Annotated in this window: 23 protein-coding genes and 2 pseudogenes; 10 read left to right on the forward strand and 15 right to left on the reverse strand. The window is 73.1% G+C overall.

What is annotated here, in order from left to right; translation table 11 throughout:
- Both ACH495_RS11995 and ACH495_RS12000 read right to left on the reverse strand, forming a co-directional pair.
- On the reverse strand, positions 1-969 hold the full coding sequence (locus tag ACH495_RS11995) for an AraC family transcriptional regulator (RefSeq protein WP_396857729.1): 969 nt from the start codon (positions 967-969) through the stop codon (positions 1-3).
- Positions 966-1,142 (reverse strand): hypothetical protein, encoded by a 177-nt coding sequence (locus ACH495_RS12000; protein WP_396857730.1) that lies wholly within the window; start codon positions 1,140-1,142, stop codon positions 966-968. The genes ACH495_RS11995 and ACH495_RS12000 overlap by 4 nt, the downstream gene beginning before the upstream one ends.
- Before the next feature lie 482 nt (positions 1,143-1,624).
- Between ACH495_RS12000 and ACH495_RS12005 the strand changes: the two genes are divergently transcribed.
- Together ACH495_RS12005 and ACH495_RS12010 are read left to right on the forward strand one after the other, a co-directional pair.
- Positions 1,625-2,491, forward strand: coding sequence for an ABC transporter permease (locus ACH495_RS12005; protein ID WP_396857731.1), 867 nt, complete (start codon positions 1,625-1,627; stop codon positions 2,489-2,491).
- A 20-nt stretch (positions 2,492-2,511) separates the two neighbouring features.
- Positions 2,512-2,793: a PqqD family protein gene (locus ACH495_RS12010; RefSeq protein WP_396857732.1), complete on the forward strand. Its 282-nt coding sequence runs from the start codon at positions 2,512-2,514 to the stop codon at positions 2,791-2,793.
- Between the two features lie 9 nt (positions 2,794-2,802).
- Here the strand turns inward: ACH495_RS12010 and ACH495_RS12015 are convergent, their stop codons facing one another.
- Together ACH495_RS12015 and ACH495_RS12020 are read right to left on the reverse strand one after the other, a co-directional pair.
- Entirely contained in the window at positions 2,803-3,210 is a 408-nt protein-coding gene (locus tag ACH495_RS12015) for a lasso peptide biosynthesis B2 protein (protein ID WP_396857733.1), read from the reverse strand.
- A complete protein-coding gene (locus ACH495_RS12020) occupies positions 3,203-4,120 on the reverse strand; it encodes a nucleotidyltransferase family protein (RefSeq protein WP_396857734.1) in 918 nt (305 codons plus the stop codon). Before ACH495_RS12020 ends, ACH495_RS12015 begins: the two co-directional genes overlap by 8 nt.
- Before the next feature lie 305 nt (positions 4,121-4,425).
- Here ACH495_RS12020 and ACH495_RS12025 point away from each other — a divergent pair, with 305 nt between their 5' ends.
- Positions 4,426-5,040 (forward strand): ATP-binding cassette domain-containing protein, encoded by a 615-nt coding sequence (locus tag ACH495_RS12025; protein ID WP_396857735.1) that lies wholly within the window; start codon positions 4,426-4,428, stop codon positions 5,038-5,040.
- Between the two features lie 48 nt (positions 5,041-5,088).
- On the opposite strand, the gene ACH495_RS12030 is transcribed toward ACH495_RS12025, so the two are convergent.
- The gene (locus ACH495_RS12030) at positions 5,089-5,298 is read right to left on the reverse strand and encodes an AlpA family transcriptional regulator (protein WP_089155922.1); all 210 of its coding nucleotides are present in this window, start codon (positions 5,296-5,298) and stop codon (positions 5,089-5,091) included.
- A 163-nt stretch (positions 5,299-5,461) separates the two neighbouring features.
- Between ACH495_RS12030 and ACH495_RS12035 the strand changes: the two genes are divergently transcribed.
- On the forward strand, positions 5,462-5,773 hold the full coding sequence (locus tag ACH495_RS12035; RefSeq protein ID WP_396857736.1) for a flavin reductase: 312 nt from the start codon (positions 5,462-5,464) through the stop codon (positions 5,771-5,773).
- A 37-nt stretch (positions 5,774-5,810) separates the two neighbouring features.
- Here the strand turns inward: ACH495_RS12035 and ACH495_RS12040 are convergent, their stop codons facing one another.
- From ACH495_RS12040 to ACH495_RS12055, 4 genes are read right to left on the reverse strand one after another with little or no spacing between them, the layout of a single operon-like run.
- Positions 5,811-7,595, reverse strand: a complete 1,785-nt coding sequence (locus ACH495_RS12040; RefSeq protein WP_396857737.1) for an IucA/IucC family protein — start codon at positions 7,593-7,595, stop codon at positions 5,811-5,813.
- Complete coding sequence (locus ACH495_RS12045) at positions 7,592-8,161, reverse strand: GNAT family N-acetyltransferase (RefSeq protein ID WP_396858042.1); 570 nt, start codon at positions 8,159-8,161, stop codon at positions 7,592-7,594. Before ACH495_RS12045 ends, ACH495_RS12040 begins: the two co-directional genes overlap by 4 nt.
- Before the next feature lie 53 nt (positions 8,162-8,214).
- Positions 8,215-9,489 (reverse strand): lysine N(6)-hydroxylase/L-ornithine N(5)-oxygenase family protein, encoded by a 1,275-nt coding sequence (locus ACH495_RS12050; protein WP_396857738.1) that lies wholly within the window; start codon positions 9,487-9,489, stop codon positions 8,215-8,217.
- An 8-nt stretch (positions 9,490-9,497) separates the two neighbouring features.
- Positions 9,498-11,003: a pyridoxal phosphate-dependent decarboxylase family protein gene (locus ACH495_RS12055; RefSeq protein ID WP_396857739.1), complete on the reverse strand. Its 1,506-nt coding sequence runs from the start codon at positions 11,001-11,003 to the stop codon at positions 9,498-9,500.
- 98 nt (positions 11,004-11,101) lie between these two features.
- On the opposite strand from ACH495_RS12055, the pseudogene ACH495_RS12060 reads away from it, so the two are divergent.
- Both ACH495_RS12060 and ACH495_RS12065 read left to right on the forward strand, forming a co-directional pair.
- Positions 11,102-13,171 (forward strand): annotated as a pseudogene (locus ACH495_RS12060) (penicillin acylase family protein); the annotation flags it as partial.
- Positions 13,172-13,201: 30 nt separating this feature from the next.
- Complete coding sequence (locus tag ACH495_RS12065) at positions 13,202-13,750, forward strand: GNAT family N-acetyltransferase (RefSeq protein WP_396858043.1); 549 nt, start codon at positions 13,202-13,204, stop codon at positions 13,748-13,750.
- Positions 13,751-13,838: 88 nt separating this feature from the next.
- Here the strand turns inward: ACH495_RS12065 and ACH495_RS12070 are convergent, their stop codons facing one another.
- The 3 genes from ACH495_RS12070 to ACH495_RS12080 form a co-directional block, all read right to left on the reverse strand.
- Entirely contained in the window at positions 13,839-14,729 is an 891-nt protein-coding gene (locus ACH495_RS12070; protein WP_396857740.1) for an SGNH/GDSL hydrolase family protein, read from the reverse strand.
- A 148-nt stretch (positions 14,730-14,877) separates the two neighbouring features.
- Positions 14,878-16,599, reverse strand: coding sequence for a coagulation factor 5/8 type domain-containing protein (locus ACH495_RS12075; RefSeq protein ID WP_396857741.1), 1,722 nt, complete (start codon positions 16,597-16,599; stop codon positions 14,878-14,880).
- A 42-nt stretch (positions 16,600-16,641) separates the two neighbouring features.
- Positions 16,642-17,115 (reverse strand): ricin-type beta-trefoil lectin domain protein, encoded by a 474-nt coding sequence (locus tag ACH495_RS12080; protein WP_396857742.1) that lies wholly within the window; start codon positions 17,113-17,115, stop codon positions 16,642-16,644.
- 313 nt (positions 17,116-17,428) lie between these two features.
- Between ACH495_RS12080 and ACH495_RS12085 the strand changes: the two genes are divergently transcribed.
- Both ACH495_RS12085 and ACH495_RS12090 read left to right on the forward strand, forming a co-directional pair.
- Positions 17,429-18,310 carry a helix-turn-helix domain-containing protein gene (locus tag ACH495_RS12085; protein ID WP_396858044.1) on the forward strand — a complete coding sequence of 294 codons (882 nt, stop codon included), beginning with the start codon at positions 17,429-17,431 and terminating at the stop codon, positions 18,308-18,310.
- A complete protein-coding gene (locus ACH495_RS12090; protein WP_396857743.1) occupies positions 18,303-18,497 on the forward strand; it encodes a DUF397 domain-containing protein in 195 nt (64 codons plus the stop codon). Before ACH495_RS12085 ends, ACH495_RS12090 begins: the two co-directional genes overlap by 8 nt.
- Before the next feature lie 102 nt (positions 18,498-18,599).
- On the opposite strand, the pseudogene ACH495_RS12095 reads toward ACH495_RS12090, so the two are convergent.
- The 3 genes and pseudogenes from ACH495_RS12095 to ACH495_RS12105 form a co-directional block, all read right to left on the reverse strand.
- Positions 18,600-19,155 (reverse strand): annotated as a pseudogene (locus ACH495_RS12095) (dihydrofolate reductase family protein).
- A 40-nt stretch (positions 19,156-19,195) separates the two neighbouring features.
- Positions 19,196-19,684, reverse strand: coding sequence for a pantetheine-phosphate adenylyltransferase (gene coaD, locus ACH495_RS12100; RefSeq protein ID WP_396857744.1), 489 nt, complete (start codon positions 19,682-19,684; stop codon positions 19,196-19,198).
- Positions 19,681-20,214, reverse strand: coding sequence for a DUF6817 domain-containing protein (locus tag ACH495_RS12105; protein WP_396857745.1), 534 nt, complete (start codon positions 20,212-20,214; stop codon positions 19,681-19,683). Before ACH495_RS12105 ends, coaD begins: the two co-directional genes overlap by 4 nt.
- Before the next feature lie 288 nt (positions 20,215-20,502).
- On the opposite strand from ACH495_RS12105, the gene ACH495_RS12110 reads away from it, so the two are divergent.
- Together ACH495_RS12110 and ACH495_RS12115 are read left to right on the forward strand one after the other, a co-directional pair.
- On the forward strand, positions 20,503-21,666 hold the full coding sequence (locus tag ACH495_RS12110; protein WP_396857746.1) for an ROK family protein: 1,164 nt from the start codon (positions 20,503-20,505) through the stop codon (positions 21,664-21,666).
- Between the two features lie 37 nt (positions 21,667-21,703).
- A complete protein-coding gene (locus ACH495_RS12115; RefSeq protein ID WP_396857747.1) occupies positions 21,704-22,753 on the forward strand; it encodes an extracellular solute-binding protein in 1,050 nt (349 codons plus the stop codon).
- Positions 22,754-22,854 lie beyond the last annotated feature (101 nt).

Consider the following 22,854-nt stretch of genomic DNA (forward strand, 5'->3'; position numbering starts at 1 on the left):
TCACTCGCGCAGCGTCTCCCGGGGCGGTCGGCCGTACGAGTCGCGGTAGGCGGCGGCGAAGCGGCCGGGGCTGGTCCAGCCCCAGCGCCGGGCGATGCCGGCCACCGTCTCGCCGCCGGCGGGGTCGGCGGTGAGCAGGTCGCGGTGGGCGCGGGCGAGACGCACCTGGCGGAGGTAGGTCAGCGGGCTGTAGCCGACGTGTCGCTGGAACGCGGCCTGGAGTCCGCGCGGTCCGACCCCGCAGGCGGCGGCGACCTGGGCCACGGTGACCGGTTCGGCGGCGTGCTCGTCCAGGTACGCCTGCGCGCGTCGGACGATCGACGGCGCGACCCGGCGGGGCTGCGGCACGTAGCCGACGGTCATGGTGGTGTTCGGGAAGACGGTGAGCGCGGTGGTCGCGGTCAGGTCGGCCAGCGACGCCTGGACGAGCGGCTGGTCGAGGCCGTGGTCGCCGGTGGCGGACAGCCGGTAGAGGAACGCCGACAGGTGCGCCCAGGCCCGGGCCATGGCCGGCGACACCGGCGCGAGGCCGAGGAAGCGGAACGTGTGCGGGGCGGCTTCCACCCGGTTGGCCGCGACGCGCGTCACCTGCTCCATCGGCAGCCGGACCGTGGTGGCCACCACGTCGGTCCAGGCCAGCACCGACCGGCGCAGCGGGTAGCGGCCGACGCCGCCGGCCGGCACCAGCAGCTCCTCGTCACCGTCGGCGAACCGGAACCGGCCCCGCACCACGTGCACGGCCAGGAAGTCGGGGTACGGCCCGGCCTCCGTCCAGGCGTCCATGGAGTGCGCGGCCCGGGTCAGGCCGAGCGGACCGGCCTGCACGCCGCGCCACGCGAAGCGGAAGTCGCGTCGGGTGCCCCGGAAGTGCGGTCGGTGGTCCCCGCACACCTCGGCGACGGCTCGGCGGGCGACGTCCGGGTCCCGGGTGGACAGCTCGAACCGCCGGGCCGCGCGGTCGTCAGTCACCGGGCCGGCTCCGCCGGCGCCGCCACTCCCGACGCGCGCAGCGTCTCGCCGGGGATCCGGGCCCGGTGGTCGCCGTACCGGCGGGCGATGAGGTGGTGGGCGTGTTCGGGGTCGTCGGTCTCCACCACGTCGTGGTCGGCCGACTCCGGTCGGCCCGTCCACTGCACTGTCACGCGTCACCTCCCGCTGCGCCGGTCCGGGCGCGTACCCCTGGATGAACGGGTCACTTGCCGGGCGGCAACGGTCTGTCACCGACGTCCGGGCGGAGCGCGACACACCGAATCGGACGGCCGATCCGTTTTCCGCAACGCACTGGTCGATTCGCGCACGCCGTTACGTCGGTGGTCGGCGACGGGGTTCGCCGTGTCGTAACACGTTCGCCCGGCGTCGCCGCGCCGAGGGCGGCCGGTGGGACGAGAACGACGATGTGGTTACACCACGCGGTGGACGGAACTGTCGGGTAGCTGACTTTCCGGCCGTCCGGGCCGGTGTTCGTTTCCCGCCTAACGTCTGCCCTGCCGGGCCGCCGTCGTCCCGGGCCCGGCGCAGACGGCCGGCCGATCGGAGCCAGGCGACGATGCCGACCCCGGTCGGCCGGTCCCGCACCCGCCGTCACCGGATGCCGGCTCGGCGAGTTGCCACGGGGGAGGTGCGGATGAGGAGGATCGAGGCGGCGGTCGCCGTACCCGGAACTCGGGCTGCCGGCGGCGTGCCGCCCCGGTGGCGGGTCGCCGGGCGCGCGGTGGTGGCGCTGCTGCGCCGGGACCTGGCCGAGCGTCGCGGGCTGCGCGTGCCGTTCCTGCTGGACCTGGTGTTCGGCGTGCTGAACCTGCTGGTCTTCCTGTTCGTCTCCCGGGTGCTCGTCCCGCATCCGGGTGCCGGCATCACCGGCTCGGGCGGCTACTTCGACTTCGTGGCGGTGGGCATCGTGTTCCTGCTGGTGCTCCAGTCCGCGACCGTGCAGGTGGTCACGCGCGTGACGGCCGAGCAGCGGGACGGGATGCTGGAGCTGTGCGCGGCACAGCCGGTGCCGGGCTGGTCGCTCGCGTTGGGCCTGGTCGCCTACCCGTTCGCGTTCGCGCTGCTGCGCGCCGGTCTCTACCTGGGCCTGCTGGCCGGCGTCCTCGGCCTGCGCGTCGACGACGCGTCCTGGCCCGGGGTGGCGGTCATGCTGGTCCTCGCCGCGCTGTGCACGTTGCCGTTCGGGATCACGCTGATGGGCCTCACCGTGGCGGTCGGGTACGGCGACCCGGCGGCCCGCCTGCTGGTGGTGGCGCTGTCGTTCCTGTCCGGCACCTACTTCCCGGTCTCGGCGCTGCCCGGCGTGCTGCAACCGGTGTGCGCGGTGCTGCCCACCCGGGCCGCGCTGGACGGGCTGCGGGCCGCGCTCGCCGGCGGCGACTGGGGCCGGGCCGCCGTGGTGCTCGCCGGTGCCGCCGCGGTGCTGCTGCCGCTCTCCGCCGGCGTCTTCGACCGTGCGCTGTGGCTGGCCCGGCGCAGAGGGATCCTCACCCGTGACTGACCTTATCTGGAGGCGCCGAGATGACCAGTGAACCATCCGTGTTGTACCGGGTCCGGGGGGACCGGGTGGCGTGGCGGACCAGCGGCGACGAGACGGTGCTGCTCGACGTCGGGCAGTCCGTCTACTTCGCGCTCGACCGCGCCGCCACCGCGCTGTGGCCGTACCTGGTGGCCGGCGCCACCACCGTCCAACTGGCCGAGGTGTTGGTCGGGCAGGCCGCTGTGGAGCGGGAGCGGGCGATGGCCGACGTGCGGTCGTTCCTGGCCGACCTGGAGGCCGCCGGACTGCTGGAACGGGTCTGAGAAGCCGGGTCAGGGCAGCCAGGCGGGCGGCGCGGGCCGGCGCAGGATCTCGGCCAGCCCGTGCCGGTGCGGGTCCGGGTCGCCGTCGAGCCAGGCGTGGGCGTGGAAGCCGGCGCCCGGCGCGCTGACCCCGATCACCACGGTCCGCAGTACCCGCCGTCGGGCGAGGAAGCGCTGCCGGACCAGCGCGCTCTCCAGGCAGTTGCCGCCGCCGCGGCGCAGCGCGCGCCGGACCAGCGCGTCGGTGCCGCCGGGCGGCGGCGCGGGGAGGCGGACCGCGTCCAGCCCGCCGCGGGCGAGCTGGCGACGGACCCGCCGGCAGGCCAGCAGCGTCCACGCCACCAGCGCCAGGCCGAGCGGACCGTGCCGGCGGGTCACCCCGGCCAGGGCGCGCAGCGCGCGTACCGGGTCAGTCACGACGTCGCCGCGCGGTCCGCAGCTCCCGCAGCGCGCGGGGCGTTCCCCGGACGTGCCGGCCGGCCCGCCGGAGGTACGCCCAGAGCAGGCGCCACCGGCCGCCGCGCGCCGCCGGGTCGAGCTTGCGCAGGTATGCCGGCGACGGCATCACCAGCCGGGCGAGGAGCCGGAGGCGGTGCTGCGGCCGGGACGGTTCCGCCAGTCGGGCCAGGCCGACCGCGGTGGAACTGGCCAAGCGGGCGGCCAGCCACACCGACGACGGGTCGGGGGTGTCGGACAGGCCGATCCGGTCGGCGACCGCCACCCCGGCCGGCAGCAGCCGCAATCCGGCGACGAATGCCGGCACGGCGTCGCAGCGCGCGGCCAGCCGGCCGGCCCCCTCCCAGGCGTGCGGGGACATGGCCGCCAGCGCGCCGGCCAGGTCCCGGCCGGGTTTGCTGAAGCTGGCCGGGCTGGCCGCGTGCAGCGCGGCCACCAGCGCGGCACCGGCCTCGTCGGGTACGAGGACCCGCCCGCCGGCCAGGTCGAGGTGTTCGGCCCCGGCGCGCAGCCAGTGCCACAGCGCGTCGAAGTCGCCGACGCCGGCGAAGCCCCGGTGCAGGTCGATGGTCAGCGGCAGCGGGCCGGGAGCGGCCCAGGACTGCTCGTGCCAGTCGCCCGTGACGTCGAAGAGGTCGGGCGGCAGCCGCAGCCGGTAGCCGGCGCCGTAGAGGGTGTCCCCGGTGGCGGTGATGGTCGCCGGCGCGACGAGCAGGTCCACGTCGCCGTAGACCCGGTCGACGCCGAGCCGGCGGGCCAGCCCGGCGCCCTTGAGCAGCAGGCAGTCGATGCCGTGCCGGCGCAGCAGATCGCTGGTGGACACCGCGAGGGCGTCCAGGGCGAGGCAGCGCACCGCGAGGCCGGCGGTCACGACCGTACCCCGGCCGGGGTGAGCGCGGCGGACGCCGAACCCACCGGCGCGCGGAGACGGGACAGCGAGGACATCGAACCTACCTCTCGGGGTGGCGAGCCACGGTGCGGGCACGCCGCAGCGCCCGGTCGACGACCGGGGCGTCGACAAGGGACAAATTCGAGCAGAACTCATTAATATCGAATGCCGGTTATCTCCGGTATAACACAACTTTCCGGACCGAGGTGACTCGATGGGTGCGCCGCCTGCGGTTCTGCCCTGATCTGCGGCGCTAGTATCGTTCCGTCCGTTTCTGAGGGGGAGACATGCTGCGACTGGACGGCGCCGGGCGCGCCTTCGGACGACGCCCGGTCTTCTCGGGCCTCGATCTGGCGGTCGCGCCCGGCACCCGGCTGCTGCTCACCGGCGGCAACGGCGCCGGCAAGACCACGCTGCTGCGCTGCCTGGCCGGCACCCTCACGCTGAGCCGTGGCCGGGCCACCGTCGCCGGTCACCCGGCCGGCTCCGCCGCCGCCCGCCGCCTGGTCGGCGTGGCGCTCGCCCCGGAGCAGACGCTCTGCGGCAGCCTCTCCGCGCACGACAACCTGATGCTGGTGGCCCGGATGCGCCTGCCCGCCCGTCGGGCCGCCGCCGCGGTCGCCGGGGTCGAGGAGGAGTTCGCCATCACCGGGTACGCCCGGACGGCGGCGAACCGCTGCTCGGCCGGCATGCGGGCCCGGGTCAGCGTCGCCCGTGCCCTGCTCGGCGACCCGCCGGTGGTCCTGCTGGACGAGCCCGGCCGGTCCCTCGACGCGCAGGCGCGGGCGCTGTTCTGGGCCGCGCTGGACCGCCGTCCGGAGTCGACGTTCGTGCTCGCCTCGCATCTTCCGGAGGACCTGTCGCACTGCGACCGGACCCTGGCCATGCCGGTCCACCACTGAACCGCCCCAGCCTCGCGCGGTGCGGGGCGCGGAGCGCCTATCGGTTGGTCAGCCCTGCTCGTCGCCGTCTGTGGGGCGGGGCGGGCGGTGGTGCCGGGCCCACTCGTCCACCTCGTCCGCGTCCCAGACGTTCATGCCGATCAGCCGGGCGAGAGGCTCGGGGAACCCGGGCCTGCGGGTGATCTGAAGGACCCGCTGACGCGATACGCCGAACAGGGCGGCCAGCTCGCCGGGCCCGTACAGGCGTGGTCGTCTCACCGCCCGAACGTATGCACGACCTGTACTGTGCATTTGTCACTTACAGATTGACAACCCATTGGGATTGCGGTGGAGTGGTTCCAGGCCCCCGCTTCCCGCTGGAGGCGATGCTCGGCGGGGCGGGGTGCCGTCCGACCAAGCCGCCCATCCCAGGAGGCCAGACGTGCAGCGCCACGCCCCGCTCAAGCCCCTCTGGATCTGCACCGCGTGCGCCCACCCGTGGCCGTGCGCCAGGGCCCAGGTCGAGTTGGCCGCCGACTACTTCGGTGAGACGACCTGGCTCGCCGTCGACATGGCCGAGTTGCTGAACGAGGCCACTGCTGACCTGACGCGACTGTGCCCGAACCCACCGGACCCGGTGGCGCTGTACGGCCGGTTTCTCGGCTGGGTCCGCCGCCTGACAGTCGACCGGTCCCGTGCCGCACCCCGTTTTCGGGACGGCGGGCGAGATCTTGGTAGGAAAAGGCCCCTATGAGGGCCATTCCTTTCCAAGATCTCGCCCGCCGTGGCGCCTAGCGGGGCGACGCGAAGCGGGCGATCGGGTTGGTCAGGGTGCCGGCGAACTGGAGCGCGGCGGACGGGTCGGTCAGGTCCACCATCTGCTGGTTGTTCCTCAGTTGGAGCCGGTTGAGGCAGGACAACGGGAACTCCGGCGCGAACAGGTCGTGCCGCCGCATCCGCTCGGCCAGGTGCGGCACCGTCTCGGCGTACCCGGTGGCGCACTCGGCGACGGTGCGCCAGAAGTCGTCCTGATCCAGCACGCCGGCGGTGTGCAGCGCGGCGCTCAGGTGCCGCAGGAAGCAGTCGAACACGTCGGTGAAGACGGCCAGGATCTTCTCGTCGTCCGGGACCGCCGCCCGCACCCGGCGGACCCGCTCCGGCAGGTCGGCGTCCGGGTTCATGATCACGATCTCCTCGGCGATGTCCTTGAACACCACCCGCTCCACCACGCCGCCGTCCAGCACCAGGATGACGTTCTCGCCGTGCGGCATGAACGCCAGGTCGTAGGCGTAGAGGCTGTGCAGCAGCGGCACCAGGTAGGCGTCCAGGTAGCGGCGCAGCCACCGCGCCGGCGGCAGCCCGGACGCCGCGATCAGCGCGCCGGCCAGCGGACGGCCGGCCCGGTCGGAGTGCAGCAGCGAGGCCATGGTGGCCAGCCGGCGGCCGGGTTCCAGGCCGGGGACCGGGCTCTCCCGCCAGAGCGCGGCCAGCATCTTCCGGTACGGCGACCCCGGCGCGGTCGCCGCCTCGTACTGTCGGTGCCGGTAGCCGATCGCGGCCCGCTCCCGCAGGATCGTCAGCCCGGCACGGGTGAACACCGGGTCGTCGGCGATCAGCGCGGCCAGCCAGTCGTTGATCGCCGGTGTGGCCGCCATGTACGCCGCCGACAGCCCGCGCAGGGAGCCCATGTTCAGCACCGACAGCGCGGTCTTCACGTAGTGCTTCGTCGGGTCGGTGACGTTGAAGAAGGTCCGGACGGACTGCTGGGCCAGATGCTCGTCCGGTCCTTCGCCGAGGCAGACCAGCCGGCGCTCGGCCACCTCACCGGCGAACGTGACGGCGATCCGGTGCCACCACTGCCAGGGGTGCACCGGGATGAGCAGATACTCGGCCGGGTCGAGGCCGAGCCCGGTCAGCGTGGCGGCGAACCGGGCGCGCGTCTCCGCGCCCAGCTCGGCCCGGACCAGCGTGTCGTAGTCCAGGTCGTCGGCGCAGGTGAACGTGGTGTGGTCGCGGTGCGCGGCGAGCCAGAGCAGCCGGAGGGGGGCGGCGGCCTCCGGGGCGTACCGATGGTGGTCGTGGACGCCGAAGCCGAGCCGCCCGTTGTTGGCCACGAAGCAGGGATGGCCCTCGGTCATGCCGGTCTCGATGGTCTGGAAGTCGGCGGCGGCCAGTTCGGCGGCGGTGACCGCCGGCCGGCTCAGCTTGTACGCGGTGCCCGCGAGGGTGGAGGTGATCTCCTCCAGGTAGACCGGCAGGACCGCGTCGGTGAGGCCGAGCGCGCCGCGCAGCTCCAGGCAGAGGTCGACCGCGTCCGGCGGCAGCTCCCGGCCGTCGCGGCGTCGGGTGATGCTGGCCGCGTCGACGTGCCAGTGGTCGAGCGCGAGCACCTCGGCGGCGAACCGGTACTCCACCGCGCCGTCGTCGCCGTGCACGGTCCACCACCCGTCGCCGGCCGGCTCGGGGGTGATCAGGCGCTCGTGGGCGAACTCGGCGAGCGCCTTGCGCACCAGCAGCCGGTTGGCGGTCGACCACGCCGTGGGGGTCAGGTGGTCGACGGATGCGATGGGGTTCACGCCGGCGGGTCTCCTTCGGTGGCGTCGCGGAACTGGTCCCGGGTGACGACGCTGAGCAGCGCGTCCTTCTCCGGTTTGCGGATCTCGCCGACGACGGTGAAGCCGACGGCGGCGTTGAGCGCGTGCACGGCGTGGTTGCGCACGTCCGGCTCCACCACCACCCGGCGGGTGGCCGGGTCGGCGAAGAGCCACGCCAGGACCGTGGTGATGACGGCGCGGGTGAAGCCGTGCGCGGGCGTGTCGGTGGGCGCGCAGAGGAAGTGCATGCCGACGTCGCCGGGCTCCGGGTCGTACAACCCGACCAGCTCCACCCGGGCCGGGTCGTACCGTTCGGCCAGGAACGCCGGCCGGCCGCGCCAGGACCCGAGGTACGCGTCGTGGTGCGGGTGGGCGGCGATCCGCCGGTACTCCCGCGCCACGCCGGCCAGGTCGGCGTCGCCCATCAGCCAGAATGCCGCCTTCGGGTGGGTGACCCAGCGGTGCAGCAGCGGCGCGTCGGTGTCGGCGTCCAGCGGGCGCAGCGCGAACAGGCCGAGCCGCGCGTCGATCCGCGTGAACACGCTCATGCTGTGCTGGCCGGGCATGCGCTCACGGCCCTCGCTGCGCTCGGTGCGTTCACTCATGCCGACACCCCGAACTCCTGGAACGCGATGCTCTGCTCGATCGGGTAGTGCTCCCGGCCGGTCAGCTCCCGGATGATCCACGAGTTGCGGTACGCGCCCATGCCCAGGTCGGGCGACGTGATGCTGTGCGTGTGCGTGCCGCCGTTCTGGAGGAACACGCCCCGCCCGGTGCGGTCGACGCTGTAGTTGCGGGCCACGTCGAGGCGGCCGTGCGCGTCGAAGCGGAGCCGGTCGCGCACCGGCGCGAGGAACTCCGGCACCCGGTGGCGGTAGCCGGTGGCCAGCACCAGGCCGTCGGTGTCCAGGGTGAACGTGCGGCCCTGCTCGGTGTGGCGCAACCCGAGGCGGTAGCGCCCGTCGGTGTACGCGGCGTCGACCAGTTCGGTGTTGGTCAGCAGCCGGGTCGGGGCCGGGCCGGTCAGGCTCTTGGCGTAGAGCGTGTCGTAGATGTCGTTGATCAGGTCGGCGTTGATGCCCTTGAACAGGGGCTTCTGCGCGGCTTCCAGCCGGTAGCGGGTGTCCTCCGGCAGCGCGTGGAAGTGGTCCACGTAGTCCGGTGACGTCATCTCCAGCGTCAGCTTGGTGTATTCCAGCGGGAAGAACCGCGGTGAGCGGGTGACCCAGGTGAGCTGGTAGCCGTACGTGTCGATGTCGCCGAGCAGGTCGTGGTAGATCTCGGCGGCGCTCTGGCCGCTGCCGACGATCGTGATGCTGCGCTTGGCCCGCAGCGCCGCGCGGTGCTCCCGGTAGCGGGAGGTGTGGATCAGGTCGCCGCCCAGGTTCTGGCACGCGGGCGGCAGGTGCGGCGGGGTGCCGGTGCCCAGCACCAGGTGCCGGGCCCGGTGGGTGACCGGCCCGTCCGGCGTGTCGGCGTGCACCAGGTAGCGGTCGTCGGTGTCGTCGTACTCGACGGCGGTGACGGTGTGCCGGAAGCGCAGGTTCGGCAGCTTCCCGGCGGCCCAGCGGCAGTAGGCGCTGTACTCGGCGCGCAGCGGGAAGAAGCTCTCCCGGATGTAGAACGGGTAGAGCCGGCCGGTCTCCTTGAGATGGCTCAGGAACGAGTACGGCGAGGTCGGGTCCGCGAGCGTGACCAGGTCGGCCAGGAACGGCGTCTGCAACCGGGCCGACTCGAGCAGCATCCCGGGATGCCAGTCGACGCCGTCGCGGGTTTCCAGGAAGAGCCCGTCCAGGTCGTCGATCGGCGCGGTCAGGCAGGCCAGACCGAGGTTGTACGGGCCCAGCCCGATGGCGATGAAGTCGTGGGTGGACATGGTTCTCCTCAGCCGACCGGGGACAGCGTGGTCGCGGTGCGGGCGTACCAGGCGGCGTGGTCGGCGATCAGGTCGCGCACCGCGACGACGTCGTCGACGGTGGTCTCCGGGTTGAGCAGCGTCAGCTTCAGCCAGTGCGCCCCGTCCACCTTCGTGCCGGCGACCAGCGCGGCGCCGGAGGCGGCGAGCGCCTCGCGGGCGTGCAGGTTCGCCTCGTCGACCAGGTGCGGCGGGGCGTCCGGCGGCACGTACCGGAAGACCACGGTGCTCAACTGGCCGGAGGCCGCCACCTCGAAGCGGGGATCGGCGTCGAGGTGCCGCCAGGCGTCGGCGGCCAGGTCGACGACCCGGTCGAAGAGCGCGCCGATCGCGTCCGGCCCCATGATCCGCAGCGTCAGCCACAGCTTGCACGCGTCGAAGCGCCGGGTGGTCTGGAGGCTCCTGTCCACCTGGTTCGGGATGCCCTGTTCCGCCGCGCGGGCCGGGTTGAGGTAGTCGGCGTGCCAGGTGGCGTGCCGCAGCGTCCGGCCGTCGCGCACCAGCAGCGCGCTGGAGCTGACCGGCTGGAAGAACGACTTGTGGTAGTCGACGGTCACCGAGGCGGCCCGCTCGATGCCGTCGAGCAGGTGCCGGCGGGTGGGGGAGACCAGCAACCCGCAGCCGTACGCGGCGTCGACGTGCAGCCAGATGCCGGCGGCGGTGCAGATGTCGGCGATCTCCGGCAGCGGGTCGATGGTGCCGAAGTCGGTGGTGCCGGCGGTGGCGACGACCGCCATCACCACCTGCCCGTCGCGCCGGCAGCGGTCGATGGTGCGGGCCAGCTCGTCGGTGCGCATCCGCCGGCCGGCGTCGGTGGGCACGGTGAGCACCGCGTCGGCGGCGAGGCCGAGCAGCTTGGCGGCCTTCTGCACGCTGAAGTGGCCGGCCGCCGACGTGATGATGCGCAGCCGGGCCAGCACCTCCGGCCGGGCCGGCCGGGTGGCGGCCGAGCCCACCTCCCGCCGGTACGCCTCCTCCCGCGCCAGCAGCATGGCCTGGAGGTTGGACTGGGTGCCGCCGCTGGTGAAGACGCCGTCGGCGGTGCCGCCGAGGCCGATCCGTCCGGCCGTCCAGCCGATCAGCCGGCGTTCCATCAGGGTGGCGCCGGCGCTCTGGTCCCAGGTGTCCAGCGAGGAGTTGACGGCGCTGAGCACCGCCTCGCCGAGCAGCGCCGGGATGACCACCGGGCAGTTCAGGTGGGCCAGGTAGCGCGGGTGGTGGAACCAGACCGCGTCGCGCAGCCAGACGTCGTGCAGCTCGTCCAGGGCGGCGTCGGTGTCGCCCAGCGGCCGGTCCAGGTCGATGCCGCCGACCAGCGGCGCGAGCGCCTCGGGTCGGACGCCGGTGCCCGGCCGGTCCACCTCCGCGACCCGGCGGGCGACCCGGTCGACGCCCCGGGTCAGCACGTCCCGGTACCGCTCGACGGAATCGGCGTGGAACAGGTGGGCGCGTGCGGCGCCGGCGGTCGAACTCATACGACGTCCCGGTGGTCGTGCGGACAGGGGGCGCGGCAACCACCGCGCGGCAGTCAGATTAGGTTAGGCTCACCTAACTATCAAGGAGGGGTGGTCGGATGCGTGTCGAGCGCGACCGGTGGGGCGTACCGCAGTTGTGGGCCGACGACGTGGACGCGCTCGCGCGGCTCCAGGGCCGAGTCACCGCGCAGGACCGGGCCTGGCAGCTCAGCGTCGAACGGTGGCGCGCGGAGGGCCGGCTCGCCGCGCACGTCGGCGCGACGGAGCTGCCCTGGGACCGGTTCGCCCGGCGCGCGCGGCTCGACGACACCGCACGCCGCTGCCACGAGCGGCTCGACCCGGCCACCCGCCGCTGGATCGCGGCGTACGTCGACGGCGTCAACGACGGGCTCGCCGAGGGCGCCGAGGGCGCACCCGAGTTCGCCGCCACCGGCAGCGCGCCGGAGCCGTGGCGACCCTGGACCCCGCTCGGCGTGTTCCTGGTCCAGCACGCGCTGTTCTCCACCTTCCCGAACAAGCTCTGGCACGCGCACGTCGCCCGCACGCTCGGCCCCGAGGCGGTCGGCCGGTTCGCCGTGGAGGGGCCGGCGTCCGCCGGCAGCAACGCCTGGGCGCTGCCCGCCGACCCGGCCACCGGACGCGGCCCGCTGATCGCCGGCGACCCGCACCGGCTGCTCGAACTCCCCGGCGTCTACCAGCAGATCCGGCTCGCCTGCCCGGAGTTCGACGTGATCGGGCTGGCCTTTCCCGGCGTACCCGGGTTGCCGCACTTCGGTCACGCCGGCGGGGTCGCCTGGGCCGTCACCAACGCGATGGCCGACTACCAGGACGTCTACCGCGAACAGTTCCGCCGCGACGCCGACCGGCTGCTGGCGCGCGACCCGTCCGGCTGGACGCCCGTCACGAGGCACGTCGAGGAGATCGAGGTGCGCGGCGGCGCGGTGGAACGCGTCGAGATCGTCGAGACGCCGCGCGGCCCGGTGATCGACCACGACCGGGTCACCGGCGAGGCGCTCAGCCTGCGCACGCCGAGCCGCGTCGAGGGCCGGCTCGGGTTCGAGGCGCTGCTGCCGCTGCTGCGCGCCCGGCACGCCGGCGACGTCGCGGACGCGCTGCGCGCCTGGGTCGAGCCGGTCAACAGCGTGCTCGTCGCCGACCCCGGCGGCACGGTCCGCCGCCTGGTCGCCGGCCTGGTCCCGGTACGCGACGACCGCTGCCGCCGCGAGCCGGTGCCCGGCTGGGAGCCGCGCCACCACTGGCGCGGCGACTACCTGCCGATGGTGGACGAGACGGTGGCGACCGACGGCGTCGGTCGCGCGGCCCGCCGGTCCGACGGCGACGGTCGTGCGGGCCGGGCGGGCGACGGGGTCGCGGTCTGCGCCAACGACCGTCGCCCGGACGTCGCCGCGCACGGCGTCGACTTCGCGCCACCGCACCGCGCCCGGCGGATCCGCGCCCTGCTCACCGACGGCGTCGAGGCGTCCACAGTGCACACCGACGCCCGCCTCCCGGCGACCCCGACGTACCGGCTGCTGCGCCGGCTCGACGCCGTCGGGCTCGGCGCGCCGGCCCGCGCGCTGTGCGACCGGCTGCTGGCCTGGGACCGCGTGATGGCGGCCGACTCGCCCGACGCCGGCGCGTACGCGGCCTGGCGTGCCGCGCTCGCCCGCCGGCTGGTCGCGCATCCGTCGCTGCGTGCGCTGCACGAGCCGTCCGGGTACGACGAGCTGTTCGCCCCCTGGACCGACCCGGCCACCCGGATCGGCCTGGCCCTGGACCATCTCCTCGACGGGCCCGGCGTCGACGTCGTGTCGCTCGGGGTCGACGCGTTGGTCGAGGTGGCCGCCGGACCGCCGCCCGAGCCGTGGGGCCGCCGGCACCTGCCGCACCCGCTGCACCTGGGCGTGGCCGCCGAGACCACGGCCGCCGTCGCGGCGATGCGCGAGCGGGCGGCGCTCGGCGGGGACACCGACTGTGTGCTGGCCACGTCCAGCGTTCCCGGCGTCTCCGTCGCCTGCTGGCGGGGCCCGGTCGCCCGCTACGTGTGGGACCTGACCGACCGGGCCGCCAGCCGCTGGATCGTCCCGTTCGGCGCGTCCGGGCGGCCCGGCGACCCGCACTTCACCGACCAGTTCCCGCACTGGGTCGCCGGCACGCTGATCCCGGTGCCCGCCGGCTCGCTACCTAAGGACGAGACCATGGTTATCCCCCTGGAACGGCACCCCGACCTCGGCGCGCTGGCGTTGGCGCCGGTGCGCCCGGACCAACACGCCGAGCTGCTGCACGGCTGGGTCACGCTGCCCCGCAACCGGTTCTGGGGCATGGGCGCACACACCCTCGACGACGTGCGTGCGGTCTACGCCTTCCTGGACGGGCTGGACACCCACCACGCGTACCTGATCATGCTGGACGGGGAGCCGGTCGGGCTGTTCCAGACCTACCGGCCGGAGGCCGACCCGGTGGGGGAGCGCTACCCGGTCCGGCCCGGCGACGTCGGCATGCACCTGCTGCTCAACCCGCCCCGACGGTACGCGCGCGGCCTCACCTCGGCCGTCGTCCCGGCGCTGATCCGGTTCCTGCTGCGCGACCCGGCCGCCCGGCGGGTGGTGGCCGAGCCGGACGTCCGCAACGAGGCCGCGCTGCGTCGACTGCGCACCGAGGGCTTCGCACTCGCCGACGAGATCGACCTGCCGGACAAGCGCGCCCAGTTGGCGTTCCTCACCCGCGAACGGTTCGAGACCCCCTGACCGCACCGCGCGGAGATCTTGGAAGCGGACGGCCCCGATGAGGGCCCTTTGCTTCCAAGATCTCCGCGCGTTACCGGCCGGGGGCCGGTCAGGACAGGTGCGCCAGCAGGGCGGTCGCCATGCCCTGCTCGCCCCGGGCGTTCGGGTGGAACGGCGCGGCCGAAGTCTGCGGCACCAGGCCCTCGACCCAGCGGGTGCCGCTGCTCTTGCACGTGTCCTTGCCGATCGACGGGGTGTAGACGTCGGCGTAGCTCGCGCCGTTGGCCGCCGCGGTGTCGGCCAGCATGGTGTTCAGCGCCTTCTCCACCCCGCGCAGGTACGGCACGTCCTGGTAGGCGATCGGCACCACCGGCCAGCAGCCGTACCCGCTGTCCGGCAGGATCGCCGGGTAGCCGAGCACCACGACCCGGGCGTTCGGCGCGGCCTGCCGCACCGCGCGCAGCACCGCTGTCACCTTCGGCACCGTGGCGGTGATCCGGGCCCGGAGCTGGTCGGTGCCGCCGGCGGTGAACCGGTTCTTGCACGGCGAGCCGAGCGGGCTGCTGACGCTCGCCTCCGCGCAGTCGCTGATGATCCCGGAGAACCCGATGTCGTTGCCGCCGATCTGCACCGTCACCAGCGCCGTGGTCGAGGTGACGGCGTTGAGCTGCGGCGGCAGGTTGATGCCGAGCTGGCCGTCGCCGCCGTACAGGATGTCGTCGGTGGTGGCGCCGGAGCAGCTCACGTCCGCGAACGACGACGACCCGGCGGAGGCGGCGACCAGCGTCGGGTAGTTGCGGTTGGACCGCAGGCAGTTCAGGTCGACCTGGGTGGGGATGAGCGGGCCGGCGGTGTACGAGTCGCCGAGCGCCACGTAACGCCCGGCGGGCACGGCGGCGTTGGCGGGCGCGGTGACGGCGAGCAGCACGCCGGCGGTGGCCGCGGCGAGCGCGGCCAGTCGTGCGGCCGTACGCCTCAGCGGCAGGTGGGGACGGTTCATGGCGCCCTCCCGGAGCGGGATCAGGGGGTGGTGGTGGTCGGGAGTCTGCCGATGCCGATGATGTCCGTCAATATGCGCAGGGCTCGTTAAGGGGTGGTCGGGGGTGTGGGCCGGCCCCCTGCCGAGGGCCGGCCCACCACCCGCCCGGTCAGGGACCGCTGACGATGCTGGTCACCTGGTGGCCGCTGTCGACGGTGGCCCCGGTGTCGTTGATGACGTGGCTGATGGTGCCGACGCCGCCCAGCGAGACCGTCACCATGTTGCGGAACCGCACGCCCGGCCGCACCGGCACCTCGAACGCGCGGGCGCTCACCACGGCCGGGTTGACGGTGAAGAAGCAGTAGCTGCCCAACCCCCACGCCTGGTGGTTGGTGACCGAGTCGGCGACCTTGTACGCCGCCCAGCCCCGGGTCGACCCGTTCATCCAGGCGGCCTGGTTCGGCGGGTCGTAGGGCATCTCGTTCTGATAGAAGTAGGTCCGCCCGTTCTCGCCGTTCCAGATGGTCTGGTACTGCTGGTAGTGCTCCACGAACAGGCCGTAGAACGTGACGTCGTCGCCATCGACGACCAGCCCGTTGCGGCCGGTGTTGACGGTCCAGCCGACCGTGCCGCCGTTGCCGTGGTCGGCCCGCCAGATCCAGGCGTGGTCACCGATCACGTCGTCGCTGTTGATCTGCATGCTCACGGTCGCCCGTCCGGCGATCGCGCCGCCGACCCGGACGAAGACGTCGGACAGCACTGTCGGGTCGGCCGCGTGGTCGGCGTTCGACCCAGGTGGCCCGACCTGGAGCAGCACGGCCGAGTTGGTGGTGCCGGCGTCGAAGAGCACGCCGGCCAGCCGTACCCCGTCCACGTCCGCGATCGTCATCGCGGTGACGCCGTTGCGCGGCACGAACGTGGCCAGGCCCAGACCGAGCACGACGGTGCCCGGCCGGGTCACGTTCAGCGTCTGGTCGAGCTGGTAGACGCCGGGCGTGACCAGCAGGTGCCGGCCGGCGGCCAGCGCCGCGTTGATGCTCGCCGCGGTGTCGCCCGGTCGCACGATCTGGAACTGGCTCAGCGAGATCGACCGGCCGGCCGGGGTGCCGGCGGCCCAGGTGGTGCCGGCGGTGTCGGTGCGCTTCGCGGGCACGAACACCCGGTACGCGCCGGCCGCGTCCACGTACAGGTAGGGCTTCTCGGCCACCACCGGCGCGGTGCCGATCGTGGTGTACGGCGGGTTCGGGAAGCTGGTGCCCGGCGCGCCCGACACGCCCACGAAGACCTGGTTCCAGTTGGACCCGGTCCAGCCGCCGATCTGCGAACTGCGGGTGATCCACTGCTGCTGCGACCCGGACTGGATCTGCCCGTCCACCTTGGTGTCGGAGATCCAACCCCCGGACGACCAGCCGCCGTCGGAGAGCGCCAGGTTGCCGCGCACGTGCATCCGGCGGTACGGCGCGGCCTGCGACACCGACCACCGCTCCAGCCCGCCGGTCGGGTTGACGGTCAGCCCCTCCGCCGAGCGCCAGAAGTTCTGGGTGGCGTTCTGCGAGCCGTCCGGCCACCAGTCCGCCTCGACGTGCACCCGGCCGTTGACGGTGGTCTGGCCCGGGGTGAGACCCAGGCCGGCGACCTGGGTGAAGAAGCCGACGTTGGCGTCCACCGCGTAGGTGCCGGGCTTGAACAGCAACGCGTACCGGGCGTTGCCGAACTGGTTGGTCTCCTGCTGGGCGAAGACCGTGTTCAGCCGGTTCTGGATGGCCGAGGCCGGCATCGACGGGTCGAAGACGCTGACGTTGGGGCCGAGGTCCGGGTTGGTCACGGGGGTGTCCGAGGGCGGTGGCCCGGTGGGGGTGGCGGTCGGCGGCGGCGTGGTTGGCGTGCCCACGCCGGTGAACGTCCACTTCTGGTTGGCCGAGCCGGCGCACGACTAGATCTGGAGGGGAGCGCCGTCGGCCTGGTTGTTGTCGCGGATGTCCAGGCACTTGCCGGACGCGGCGTTGACCAGGTCCCCGGCGGCGGTGAGCGTCCACTTCTGGGTGGTGACCGTGGCGTAGCAGGTCCAGATGTGCACGACGGCGCCGTTGGCGGTCGAGTTGTTGGCGACGTCCAGGCACTTGCCCTGGGACCGCACCGAGCCGTCGTCGGCCAGCGTCCACTTCTGACTGGCGACGGTCGGGTAACAGGTCCACATGTGCACTGTCGCGCCGTCCGCGGTGGAGTTGTTCGCCACGTCGAGGCACTTGCCGTTCGCGGCGCTCACCAGCGAGCCGGTGCTGGCCGCGTACGCCCCGGTCGGGGCGAGGACGGCGACCGCGCCGACCGCGCCGAGCACGACGGCGACCGCGCCGCACGCGGTGAGCCGGCCGGGCCGTCGTCGGTACGCCGCTCCGAATCGCATCATGTCGGGCACCTTTCGTCGCCGGCACGGGTCGGGGGCGGCGCGCGTGCCGTGGGGGTGGTGGGGTGGGGTGCTACCGCCACGTAACCGCGTGCGAGTGACCGGAGTCAATGAATTCGGTTGGTTCCGGAACTCGCTACACGCTCGGTCACCACCGCGCGACCATGCGGTCGGGCCGGCGTCGACGAGCGTCGTTCCCATTTCCGAAAACCGCTATAGCGCGTTTCGGCCCCGATTCTTGACTTGGTTCCGAGTCGCGCATATCCATTTCGGAGGGGCATGTCGGGTGCCGCGAATGGGGACGGAGGCGTGGTCGTTGGCGGAGGACATAGGTTCGACGGTGCCGCGACGGCAGCTCGGCCGTGCGTTGCGGCAGTTGCGCACCGAGGCGGGGGTGACGCTCGACGCGGCGGCCGAGGCGTTGGAGTGCAGCCGGCAGAAGGTGTGGCGGATCGAGAGCGGCCTCGGGTCGGCGCGCGGGGTGGACGTGCGGGCGATGTGCCAGCTCTACGACGCGAACGCGGAGTTGACCGGCGCGCTGGCCGCGCTGGCGAGCGAGACGAAGGCGAAGGGTTGGTGGCACGCCTACGGCGACGCCGTCCCGGACTGGTTCGAGCTGTACGTGAGCCTGGAACAGTCAGCCCGGAGGCTCCGGGAGTACGGCGACGCGCTGATGCCCGGCCTCCTGCAGACCAGGGAGTATGCGCACGCCGTCTACCAACACCGGGCAGAGGTGACTGACGCGGAGAGGGATCGCCTTGTCGAGGTGAGGCTGCAACGACAGTCGCTGCTGAATCGTCGTCTGCCGCCCGCGCCCCGCTTCGAGGTCGTCCTGTCCGAGGCGGTGCTGCTGCGGACAGTTGGTGGGCGAGTCACGATGGCGGGGCAGCTCCGGCACCTGTTGGCGGTGGGCCAGCGGCCAGCCGTCTCAATCCGGGTCCTGCCGCTCGACGCCGGCCTGCACCGCGGGGTGGAGGCGGGAGCCTTCGTCATGTTGGAGTTCCCGCCCGGGAACCGGGCCACCCCGGAACCTCCGGTTGTCTACAGCGAGTCCTGGACCGGAGCGCTCTACCTCGATCGTCCGGACGAGTTCGCCGCCTACGAAAAGGTCTGGGCGAGCCTGACCGAGCTTGCGTTCGACCGGGGACAATCAGCAGAGCTGATCAACAAGATCCTCACGGAGGTTCACCATGGCTGACCTGAGCGATGCTCGCTGGCGCAAGAGCACTCGCAGTGGTAGCAACGGCGGCAACTGTGTCGAGGTTGCCGACAACCTGCCCGGCCTGGTCGCCGTACGCGACAGCAAGGACCCGGCGGGTCCGGTCCTCACCTTCACCCCCGACGCCTGGACCGCCTTCGCCACCCGGGCCGGGCGCACCCGCTGACGCCGCACCCGGTCGGTGGAACGCCGTGGGTGTCTCGGCGCCGTTGTGACACCCATGCCGTTCCACTCACTGCACACCGGCCGGGTGGCGGACTGCGGTGAGTCAGCGCGCGCGGCGGTAGTGCATGGCCACCGCGCCGTTGCGGAGCGGCGTCGCCGAGAGCAGTTCGAGCTGGCGCGTGGCGGGCAGTCCGCCCTGGTGCAGCGTCGGGCCGTGGCCGGCGATCCGGGGGTGGACGAGCAGCCGGTACTCGTCGATCAGGTCCAGCCGGTCGAGTTCGGCCGCGAGTGTGCCGCTGCCGAGGGGACCCCGGCCGGGTTCGCGTCCTTGAGCTTCTGCACCCCGTCGCGTAGATCGTCGGCGATGTGGTGGCTGTTGGTCCACGGGAAGTCCGTGCGCGTCGACGACACCACGTATTTGGGTTTGGCCTCCAGCGTGACCGCCCACTCGCGGATGGCCGGTGGCGCTGCCACGTCGCCACGGGCGACGGCCGGCCAGGAGCTCTCCATCATCTCGTAGGTGACGCGACCCCACAGCATCGCTCCGCCCTCGTCCATGAGGCGGGTGAAGAAGGCGTGCGTCTCGTCGTCGGCGATCCCCTCCTGGTGGTCGACGCAACCGTCCAGGGTGACGTTGAGGCTCAGGTGAGCAGACCCATGGCCGGCGACCGTAACGTAGATCTTGGTACGAAATGGCCCCTATGGGGGCGCAAATCTTCCAAGATCTCCGCGTTTCTCATGCAGTGGAACGTCGAGCTCAGCATTCGGGAAGTGGGGAAGGGTTGACGTGCGCACTGCCGTGGACGATGTTGCGGCCAGGTCGGGGAGCGCGGGTAGGAAGACGGTGGGGACGCCCAGCGACTGGTTCATCGCGGCGAGCCGGTGTTCGGCCTGGAGGTCGGTGGTGTTTCGCACGCCGCGCACGATCACCTCCGCGCCGTGGCGACGGCAGTAGGCGGCGGTCAACCCGCGCCACGCCGCCACGGTGACAGTGGTCCGCCCGGCCGGCAGGGCGGCCTGCACGGCTGCGGCCCGCTGCTGCTCGTCGGCGCCCGGCCGCTTGTCGCCGTTGATCGCGACGAGCACGACCACCTCGTCGAAGAGGCCGCGTGCCCGGTCCACCACGTTCCGGTGCCCGGGGGTGAACGGGTCGAAGGTGCCGGGGTAGACGGCCCGTACCACGGTCACGGCCCGAGGACCCGCTGCGCGTCGCGGACGACCGGCGCGGAGGCGAGCGGGGCCCAGGCGGCGAACAGGTCCCGGAAGAAGGAGCCGTACCGGTCGGCCACGGTCGGGTCCTGCTCGATGACGTCCAGCTCGTTGACGATGCTCAGGTCCACGAGTGAGCGGAGCCGGGCGGCGTCCGGCGTGCTCACCCGACCGGTGAAACGGTCGACCACCTGGCCGGTCTCCGCCAGCGCCCGCCAGGTTCGGCCACGGTCGCAGGCGCCGTAGAGGTAGGTGAGTTCCTCGGCGTCGACGCCGATGAGATCCCGCAGCACCGCGCGGTCGGCGCGATCGAGCAGGGCGTGGTCGAATCCGTCGGTGCCGTAGGCGGCGTGGGTCAGGCCGGCGGCCTGCGCCTCCGCGCCGCAGCCCAGCGCGGCGAGCCGGGCGCCGACGCGACACAGGTGGGCGTAGAGGGTGCCGCCGGGATGCGCGATCTGCTCGGCGCCCTGCCGGCGGAGCCAGGCCCGTACGCGGTCGTCGGTGCTCATGGCCCGACTGTAGGGACCGGCTCCCGGCCTCGCCGCCCCCGCGGCGCGGACGTCGACCATCCACAATGGCGGGGTGCCGGGTGCCCGGGGCTGTCGCGCCGGGCACTTTTTTCGTGGAGCGAAACAAAGGCGGGTTGATCGGAGATGCCGAGGTGGTCTCGCCGGCGGATCCGAACGTTCCGGAGCGCTCCAGAACCGCCCATCTGTCCAGGTGAAGTGCTCGGACGCGAGTCCGGCGAGACCAGATCGTGACTTGACGCAATAGTTCGTTCGCCGTAGGAAGGAAGTGTGACAGACGTGGTGACCCCACCGACGAGCCCGGTGAGCCGTGAGCGGTCGAAGGAGATCAAGCGCAGCAGCGTGATCTCCGCCGCCCGCTCGGCCCGGGTGCTGTCCCGTGCCGAGCTGACCGAGCTGACCGGGCTGAGCCCCGCCACGCTCACCCCGCTGGTCCGGGACCTGATCGCCGAGGGCTACCTGATCGAGCGCGGCCCCGGCGCCTCCCGCGCCGGCCGTCCCCGCGCCATCCTCGAGTTCAACCCGCGCGCCGAGCTGGTCGCCGCCGTCGCGCTGGAACCGACCAGGATCAGCTGCGAGATCGCCGACAGCGACGGCGCCGTGATCGCCCACCGCACGGTGCGGCGGACCGGCGACATCGTCGACCTCATCTGCACCGCCGTGCCGGAACTGGCCGGCGCCGGGCTGCCCGCGCTGCGGGGCGTGGCCATCGCCGCGCCGGGTGTCTCCACCGGCGGCGCGGTGCGGCTCGCCCCCTCGGTCGGACTGGTCGAGGCGCGCCCGGTGGGGGAGTCGGTGCAGCGACGGCTCGGCGTGCCGGTGGTGGTCGACAACGACGTGAACCTGATGGCCGCCGGTGAGCACGCGGCCGGCGCCGGGACCGACGTCGCCGACCTGCTCCTGCTGCACGTCGCCGACGGCATCGGCGCCGGCCTGGTGCTCGACGGACAGGTCCGGCGCGGCTCCGGCGGCGCGGCCGGCGAGGTCGGCTTCCTGCCGCTCGACCCGGCCGACCGGGGCCACGACGGCATCGGCCCGTTCGAGGCCCGCTGGTCGGCCGGCGCCATCGCCGAGCGGGTGGTGGCGCTCGCTCCGGGGCGGCGGCCGTCCGCACCGGTACGGGCGCTGGTGGAGCTGGCCGCCGACGACGAGCGGGCCGCCGCGTACCTGGCCGAGGTGCTCGCCGCCTGGTCCCGGCTCATCGTCTCCTGCGCCTGCGTGATCGACCCCGGCCGGGTGCTGCTCAGCGGCGCCGCGGCCGACCTCGACGACGCCGCCGTGGCACGGCTCCAGGCGCTGGTGTCCGCCGGCGCGCCCAGCCCGACCGAGGTCCGCCGCGCGGTCCTCGGTGACCAGGCGGTGCTCCACGGCGCGGTCAGCTACGCGCTCTCGGCCGCCGCGTCCGGCCTGTCCACCCTGCTACCCGCCCCCTGACCGCACCACCCCCCACAACACCCCTCGGAGGTACCCCATGAGACGTCGACTCCTGCTCGCCGGTGCGCTCGCCACCGTCCTCGCCGCCGGCACCGCCTGCGGCGGCGGCTCCGGTGACTCCGGCTCCGGCTCCGGCGAGGTCGAGAAGCTGACGATCTACACGGCCCGCGACAAGAAGGTCACCACCTTCGTCGTCGACAAGTTCACCGCCAAGTACCCCGAGTACAAGGGCAAGGTCGAGGTGCTCAACCTGGGCGCCCAGGAGATCCTGGAGCGGGTCCGGGCGGAGAAGGCCAACCCGCAGGCCGACGTCTGGTGGGGCGGCACCCAGCAGGGTCTCGCGTCGGGCGCGTCCGAGGACCTGCTCACCGGCTGGAAGCCGTCGTTCGCCGACAAGATGGACGAGAAGTACAAGGACCCGCAGGGCCGGTGGTTCGGTGAGATCCTGCTGCCCGAGGTCATCATGTACAACAACAAGGCGCTCACCCCGGAGCAGGCCCCGAAGGACTGGGACGACCTGCTGAAGCCGGAGTTCAAGGACAAGATCATCATCCGGGACGTGGCCGCGTCCGGCACCATGCGGTCGATCTACGCCTCGATGATCGTGCGGCAGTCGCCCGACGGCAGCAACCCGCAGCCCGGCTACGACTGGCTGAAGAAGCTCGACGCCAACACCGGCGCGTACGCGGCCAACCCGACCGACCTCTACCTGAAGCTGTCCCGCCAGCAGGGCACGCTGAGCGCCTGGAACCTCCAGGACATCCTGCTCCAGGCCAACCAGGCCAACATGCCGTTCGGCTACGTGATGCCGACCTCCGGCGCCCCGGTGCTGGTCGACGGTCTGGCCCAGGTCAAGGGCGGCAACAGCGAGGGCGCGCAGAAGTTCCTGGAGTTCCTCTTCGACGACTCGCTCCGCGCCGAGCTGGCCAAGGACTACTACCAGATCCCGGCCGTGGACATCGCGGAGAAGCCGGAGTGGCTGGCCCAGCTCAACCTCAAGCCGCTGGACGTCGACTGGGACGTGATCGGCAAGAACGAGACCGAGTGGATCAACCACTGGAACAGCCAGATCAAGAACAAGGGCTGACCGGCCGGGACGCCGGGTGCCGCGCGCACCCGGCGTCCCGCCGTCGCCTCCCCGCACCACCCACCCCGTCACCGGTCCGATCCGGTTACCGGACGCAAGGA

This window comes from Micromonospora sp. NPDC018662 (genome assembly GCF_044391475.1).
In the GTDB taxonomy this organism is placed as follows: Bacteria; Actinomycetota; Actinomycetes; order Mycobacteriales; family Micromonosporaceae; genus Micromonospora.

Bases quoted from the DNA above. Each gene is read 5' to 3' on its own strand.
- ACH495_RS12050 (WP_396857738.1), bottom strand. From the start codon at position 9,489: ATGTCCACCCACGACTTCATCGCCATCGGGCTGGGCCCGTACAACCTC.
- ACH495_RS12045 (WP_396858042.1), bottom strand. From the start codon at position 8,161: ATGAGCGTGTTCACGCGGATCGACGCGCGGCTCGGCCTGTTCGCGCTG.
- ACH495_RS12005 (WP_396857731.1), top strand. From the start codon at position 1,625: ATGAGGAGGATCGAGGCGGCGGTCGCCGTACCCGGAACTCGGGCTGCC.
- ACH495_RS12065 (WP_396858043.1), top strand. From the start codon at position 13,202: ATGGTTATCCCCCTGGAACGGCACCCCGACCTCGGCGCGCTGGCGTTG.
- ACH495_RS12105 (WP_396857745.1), bottom strand. From the start codon at position 20,214: ATGAGCACCGACGACCGCGTACGGGCCTGGCTCCGCCGGCAGGGCGCC.
- ACH495_RS12115 (WP_396857747.1), top strand. From the start codon at position 21,704: ATGAGACGTCGACTCCTGCTCGCCGGTGCGCTCGCCACCGTCCTCGCC.
- ACH495_RS12090 (WP_396857743.1), top strand. From the start codon at position 18,303: ATGGCTGACCTGAGCGATGCTCGCTGGCGCAAGAGCACTCGCAGTGGT.
- ACH495_RS12080 (WP_396857742.1), bottom strand. From the start codon at position 17,115: ATGATGCGATTCGGAGCGGCGTACCGACGACGGCCCGGCCGGCTCACC.
- ACH495_RS12070 (WP_396857740.1), bottom strand. From the start codon at position 14,729: ATGAACCGTCCCCACCTGCCGCTGAGGCGTACGGCCGCACGACTGGCC.
- ACH495_RS12010 (WP_396857732.1), top strand. From the start codon at position 2,512: ATGACCAGTGAACCATCCGTGTTGTACCGGGTCCGGGGGGACCGGGTG.
- ACH495_RS12025 (WP_396857735.1), top strand. From the start codon at position 4,426: ATGCTGCGACTGGACGGCGCCGGGCGCGCCTTCGGACGACGCCCGGTC.
- ACH495_RS12055 (WP_396857739.1), bottom strand. From the start codon at position 11,003: ATGAGTTCGACCGCCGGCGCCGCACGCGCCCACCTGTTCCACGCCGAT.